This is a genomic window from Xanthovirga aplysinae, from assembly GCF_009711365.1.
Classification (GTDB): domain Bacteria; phylum Bacteroidota; class Bacteroidia; order Cytophagales; family Cyclobacteriaceae; genus Xanthovirga; species Xanthovirga aplysinae.
In genome coordinates, this window is the sequence record NZ_SMMB01000967.1 from 1 (window position 1) to 5,931 (window position 5,931).

General features: G+C 36.3%; 6 protein-coding genes and 1 tRNA gene. 4 read left to right on the forward strand and 3 right to left on the reverse strand.

The features are described 5' to 3' along the window. Both E1171_RS09180 and E1171_RS09185 read left to right on the forward strand, forming a co-directional pair. A partial coding sequence (locus tag E1171_RS09180) for a YihY/virulence factor BrkB family protein (RefSeq protein ID WP_187696360.1) occupies positions 1 to 306 on the forward strand: 306 nt, incomplete at its 5' end. A 164-nt stretch (positions 307 to 470) separates the two neighbouring features. Beyond that, positions 471 to 555: transfer RNA gene (locus E1171_RS09185), tRNA-Ser, on the forward strand. Positions 556 to 751: 196 nt separating this feature from the next. Here the strand turns inward: E1171_RS09185 and E1171_RS09190 are convergent. Further along, complete coding sequence (locus E1171_RS09190; protein ID WP_187696361.1) at positions 752 to 1,999, reverse strand: ABC transporter permease; 1,248 nt, start codon at positions 1,997 to 1,999, stop codon at positions 752 to 754. Between the two features lie 159 nt (positions 2,000 to 2,158). Between E1171_RS09190 and queA the strand changes: the two genes are divergently transcribed. Both queA and E1171_RS09200 read left to right on the forward strand, forming a co-directional pair. Continuing rightward, positions 2,159 to 3,205, forward strand: a complete 1,047-nt coding sequence (gene queA / locus E1171_RS09195; protein WP_155205711.1) for a tRNA preQ1(34) S-adenosylmethionine ribosyltransferase-isomerase QueA — start codon at positions 2,159 to 2,161, stop codon at positions 3,203 to 3,205. A gap of 56 nt (positions 3,206 to 3,261) precedes the next feature. Beyond that, positions 3,262 to 3,963 (forward strand): 2-C-methyl-D-erythritol 4-phosphate cytidylyltransferase, encoded by a 702-nt coding sequence (locus E1171_RS09200; RefSeq protein WP_155205712.1) that lies wholly within the window; start codon positions 3,262 to 3,264, stop codon positions 3,961 to 3,963. A 239-nt stretch (positions 3,964 to 4,202) separates the two neighbouring features. Here E1171_RS09200 and E1171_RS09205 read toward each other — a convergent pair whose 3' ends face one another. Together E1171_RS09205 and E1171_RS09210 are read right to left on the reverse strand one after the other, a co-directional pair. Then, positions 4,203 to 4,424 (reverse strand): DUF2795 domain-containing protein, encoded by a 222-nt coding sequence (locus E1171_RS09205; RefSeq protein WP_155205713.1) that lies wholly within the window; start codon positions 4,422 to 4,424, stop codon positions 4,203 to 4,205. Positions 4,425 to 4,706: 282 nt separating this feature from the next. After that, positions 4,707 to 5,931 (reverse strand): DUF349 domain-containing protein (locus tag E1171_RS09210; protein ID WP_155205714.1); only part of this gene is annotated, 1,225 nt, incomplete at its 5' end.

Genomic DNA, 5,931 nt, shown 5'->3' on the forward strand with positions numbered 1-5,931 from the left:
ACATCCTGTATTTACTATTTTGCTCCTAAAATTCTTCATAGAACATTTTTTTCTCCGGGATCTATTTTGGCCACTTTACTTACCCTAGGCATTTCCTTTGTTTTCTCTTACTACCTTAACAACTTTGGAGCTTATAATAAACTATATGGGTCAATTGGTGTGCTAATAGCCATTATGATTTGGTTTTACATTTTATCCTTGGTCCTTCTTCTGGGTTTTGAACTCAATGCTAGTATTGATAAGGCTTTATCCGACTATAGAAGGAAATTGGTTAAGGGCAATAGAAAAGATGAAGGCAATAAATGAAAATATCGTTAATGTCCTAAAAAAAATATTTCTTCTCAATTGCTAGGCTATCAAGTAATTACGCTTCAGATGATTTGAAACCACATTTTTTTACTTAAAAATCGCTTGAGGGGTTTTGCAGAATTAATTTAAACTCCTACTTTTGTAGTCCCAAAGGGGAAAACAGAGGGTTGGCGGAGTGGTCGAACGCGGCGGTCTTGAAAACCGTTGTACCGCGAGGTACCGGGGGTTCGAATCCCTCACTCTCTGCAGTGGTAAGCCCTTACTGATTTTCAGTAAGGGCTTTTTTTCTTATTAGGTACAAATTATCTAGGAGTAAATTCCTTAATGTTGGCATAACAAAAAAAGCAATGAGAATTCATTGCTTTTTTTGTTGCTTTAGAAAAATATCCCTAATTGCTAAAAACTGTTATTAGGTAATCCTTAAAATGTAGGTTTTCATCTATCAATTTGTTCGAATGGCAATAACCGGATCAAGTTTGGCAGCCATATAGGCAGGTATAATTCCGGAGGCAATCCCTACCACGCATGAAACACCTAATCCGATAAGAATATTCTGGAAGGTTAAAACAATATTTAAGCTTCCCAGTGAAATGAAGCTCAGCAGGTAAACGATAAAAATCCCAACACCGCCCCCTATTAAACTAAGAAAGATTGCTTCAAATAAGAATTGGTTGAGTACAAAATAGTTTTTTGCACCCAAAGACTTTTGAATTCCTATAATGTTTGTTCTTTCTTTTACAGAGACAAACATAATATTGGCAATTCCAAAACCTCCAACTAAAATAGAGAATCCCCCGATTACCCATCCCGCTAAAGTAAGAGTGCCAAAAATTGAATTAACAATATTGGCAAAAAACTCTGATCGGTTAATAGCGAAATTATTTTCTTGATTTGGTCTCAGTCCCCTTTTTCGACGCATTAGTCCAGTGATTTCTCCTTCCAACTCCCTCAAGCCCACATCTTCTTCTTTGCCTTTTATAGCTATGGAAGAGCCCCTTCCCCACCATGGATCAGTGACAAAAATCTTTTTGAAACTTTTGTAAGGAATATAGGAAAGCAAATCGATATCGGTATCGAGAACACCCTCTCCCTGTTTTTCCAGTACCCCAACCACCATGTACTTAATTCCCTTTATCTTAATGGTTTTTCCAACAGGATCTTCATTAAGGAACAAGGATTCAGCAATTTCTGCGCCTATAAGGGTTACATTGGTTCCATTACTAATTTCCTGATAAGTAAAATACCTTCCTTTTTCAATAGGTACTTCAAACACATCATTATAATTATGGGAAAACCCTTCTAAGTAGGTTCCACTTATGGAATTATTTTTGAATTTAAGAGTCAACCCTGTTTTTATTGCAGAAATGGTTATTCCCTTATGGTTCTTTAAATTTTCAGCCAAAAATTCATAATCCGTATAGTTGGGATGAGGATGTTTAAAGTATTTCCACCAGGGATATTCTGGGACCATTTCCAAGGGCCATTTCTCCACCTTGATTACATTATCTCCTAAAAATGCCATGCTATCTTTTATATTAGCCTTTAAGGAGTCAATAACCGTAAAAACGGCAATTATTGAGAATATGCCTACCGTTACACCTAAGAGAGAAAGGATGGTTCGGAGTAGGTTCGTTTTCAGTGCATTCCATGCAAATCGAAAACTTTCAAAAGTTAGTCTAATAAATCTCACTTTTTTCCGTTTAAGGGCTGGCAATCAATTGGTTTACTCTTTTTCATTAGATGTAAGCTTTAATATTAAAAAAAAAATTGTACTTTTGCAATTTTGTAGGATGGTCCTAGCTTTTTATAAGTATTTGTATTTTTAATATTTAATACCGTAATATTAAATATGAAGTTATCTGAATTTAAATTTGAACTTCCTGAGGGGCATCTAGCTATGCACCCAACAGAAAACAGGGATGAGTCTCGTATGATGGTGCTACACAAGGACTCTAAAAAAATTGAGCATCGACTATTTAAGGATATTGTGGAGTACTTTGACGATGGCGATATCCTGGTAGCAAATGACACTAAAGTCTTTCCAGCCCGTCTTTATGGAAAAAAAGAAAAAACTGGGGCTAACATTGAGGTTTTCCTACTTAGAGAATTAAATAAGGAATTACATTTCTGGGATGTACTCGTAGATCCAGCCAGAAAGATTCGTGTGGGAAATAAGCTCTATTTTGGGGATGGAGATCTAGTTGCGGAAGTTATCGATAATACTACCTCTAGAGGTAGAACCATCCGATTTCTTTACGATGGTCCGGATGAGGAATTTTATAAAACCATTGATGCCTTAGGGGAGACCCCTTTACCAAAGTATATCAAGAGAGAGGCAGAACCGGCAGATCGTGATCGTTTTCAAACGATTTATGCAAAGCATACAGGGGCTGTTGCAGCACCTACTGCTGGATTGCATTTTACTAAACAAGTGCTAAAGCGTCTGGAAATCAAGGGTGTTGATATGGCTCATATTACGCTGCATATTGGATTAGGTACTTTCCGAAATGTTGATGTAGAAGACCTTACTAAACACAAGATGGACTCTGAGAATTTTAGAGTGCCTCAAGAGACTGTTGCTGCAGTGAACAGGGCTTTAGATAATAAAAAGCGAGTATGTGCTGTAGGGACAACCTCTATGCGGTCTTTAGAGTCTTCCGTTTCAGCGGCTGGTCGGTTAAAAGAGAAAGAAGGCTGGACGGATAAATTCATTTTCCCTCCATACGAATTTAAAATTTGTAATGCATTACTTACTAATTTCCATATGCCAGAATCTACTTTGCTAATGATGGCAGCCGCTTTTGGTGATTATGAGTTTGTAATGGAAGCTTATCAGGAAGCTATCAAGGAGAAATACAGATTCTTCAGTTATGGGGATGCCATGCTGATCATCTAATAAATTAAAAGGGCTTTCTTTAGATAGCCCTTTCTTTTTACCCACCTTATGTCTTAATGTCTTACCCAAAAAGTTGTCAAATCAAAAAATACGTCATAATTGTTGCAGGGGGTAGTGGAAGCCGGATGAAAACTACATTACCCAAACAGTTTCTTGAAGTTGGAGGAAAACCCATTTTAATGCATACCCTTTCAGCCTTCCACCACTATGATTCAAAAATTGAAATAATCCTTGTGCTTCCTGAAAAAGATATGGAGCAATGGGATTCGCTTTGCGAAGCACATAGCTTTCGTTTATCCTATCAAATAAAAAAAGGTGGAATCAGCCGTTTTCAATCAGTAAAAAATGGCTTAGAGGCTATTAAAGATGAAGGGTTGGTGGCTATTCATGACGGTGTAAGACCCTTTATTGACAGAGATGTGATCGATGGAGCCTTTCGCACAGCTGCTGAAAAAGGAAATGCAGTGGTAGCGGTGCCTTTAAAAGATAGTATTCGAAAACTAGAAAACAGTTATACGGTGGCCTTGGACCGTAATCTTTACCGATTGGTACAAACTCCTCAAGTGTTTCGAACTGAAATAATTAAAAAAGCTTACGACCAATCCGAAAAGGCGGAAATGACAGATGATGCGAGTGTGGCGGAATCGGCAGGTTTAAAAATTGAACTTGTACCAGGCCATTATGAAAATATAAAAATTACCACTCCAGAAGACCTCTACTTGGCTGAAGCAATTCTTAGAAGGAAATCTTCGGTCTGAAGCAAAAGCAGTGTGAGCCGGGCGGTTCTTGGGTAAAGATTGTCAGAACTTTTGTTTTAACGGTCAAGAAAATCTATTAAGCTGTATTTCATAGACCAGATAAAATAATTAGTTTAAAAAAGCACCCAGTAGCCTAGGTGCTTCATTTCTTTTCAGATTATTCCTTCAACGTTGATTGGTGGAACCACTTTTTGGATTTTTCTTAATTTGCAGTGGCCTGCAAAATAAAAGGGGATGAATTAATACTCATCTTCATTAAAAAAGAAATCTTCTTTGGTTGGGTAATCCGGCCAAATTTCCTCAATGTTTTCATAAGGTTGCCCATCATCTTCAAGCTCTTGAAGATTTTCTACCACTTCCATGGGTGCTCCGGAACGCACAGAAAAGTCAATTAATTCATCTTTTGTAGCTGGCCATGGCGCATCTTCAAGATAAGAAGCCAATTCTAATGTCCAATACATAATATTTCCTCCTAATTAATGAGATTTTTAAAAAATCAAATAAAACTTACACTACAAGGCATATAATAACAATAGGTTGAAGGAATTCCTTATACCTCTCTTATTTTTTTAACCAAGAATGAAATTAGGTTCAAAAAAGTTCACCTAATTTAAAACAATAGAAGTATTACGAAAAATTTTAAGCCCCATTAATTTATAGTGGTAAATAGGGCATTTAATAGTCTTGAATTTAACTTATTCTTCAATGACTTTTTCAAATTTTTACTTTCGTAAGTACCTTTATTAACTCTGATTTGTTTTCAGTTTTTCCTTCAGTTCTGACAAAATTAATTCTTTTACTTTTACTTTTCTTGATTGTATCGAAAGTTTGTTCTCCAGCATTTTGCTAAAGGCATTTGCTCCCGAATTTAACTTTGCCAAATTATCCTCAAAAGTCTGCAAATCTTTTTGATCTCTTGCTAGCAGATCCCTTAAAAGGGTAATTTTTAATTTAATTTGTTCCTTTTCTTCTTTATCCTTATAGCTTCTAAATTTAGAACGTGCAACTTTCTCCAAGAAATGCTGCTCAAAAACCAAATCGCAAGCAATATGAAATCGTTCGTTTAGGCTTTTTACTTTTTCCCAAGGCACTTTACCTACTACTTTCCATTCAGCCTGAAGTTTCTTTGCCGTATCTAAAATGCCTTCTTCATTGTACCGTTCTTTCAAATCTTCGGCAGCGAATAATAGCTCTTCCTTCCTCTTTAAATTTTCTTCGGCACTAAGGCTGTCTTTTTGTTTTTTAAAAGCTTTAAGGTTATTAAAAATATTGTCTGTATAGCTTTTTAATTCTTTCCAAAGTTCATCCCTTCTTTTTCGAGGAATTTTCCCTAATGTTTTCCATTGTTTTTGAAGTTCTTTAACTCTTTCGGCAGCTTTTTGAACATTTTCTGTCGAATTTAACTTTTTAACTTCCTCAACAATAGTTTTATAGGCTTCCACCCGGCTATCTACCATCTTATTACGGTCCTCGTAAAAAGATTGTTTTCGGGCAAAAAAGGTATCTAAGATATCTTTAAACTGCTGTTCAATTTCCTCTTTATATTCTTCACTAACACTTCCGGTTTTAATCCATTTCATTTTTAGCTCCCGGAATTTTTCGGTAGTCTCCTGCCAGTTGGTGCTTTCTTTTAAAGCTTCTGCTTCTATTAAAAGGGCCCGTTTGATTTCTAAGTTTTTGGCTCTGTTGATGGCAATCAAATCTCTAAGCTCCTTTTCCATACGGTCCAGGCGCTCAAATAAAGAAGGGAAATCACCAAGGGCATCAAATTTCGCTAATTGCTCTTTGAGATGCACCATTTTCATGAGGTAGGAGCCTTTGTTTTCAGATTCCTTGATAATCGCCTCTAAATCATCAACTTTTTTTTGGGCCAATTGAAATCGATCTTCAAAATACTTAAAAGTTGAAGCCTCATCATCCCTTACTTCACCAATTACTCTTTCCCGATACGAAAGAAAGGCATTAAGA

What these genes read in the sequence shown, in the direction of transcription:
- queA (WP_155205711.1), top strand. Translation starts at nt 2,159, where the DNA reads ATGAAGTTATCTGAATTTAAATTTGAACTTCCTGAGGGGCATCTAGCT.
- E1171_RS09205 (WP_155205713.1), bottom strand. Translation starts at nt 4,424, where the DNA reads ATGTATTGGACATTAGAATTGGCTTCTTATCTTGAAGATGCGCCATGG.
- E1171_RS09200 (WP_155205712.1), top strand. Translation starts at nt 3,262, where the DNA reads ATGTCTTACCCAAAAAGTTGTCAAATCAAAAAATACGTCATAATTGTT.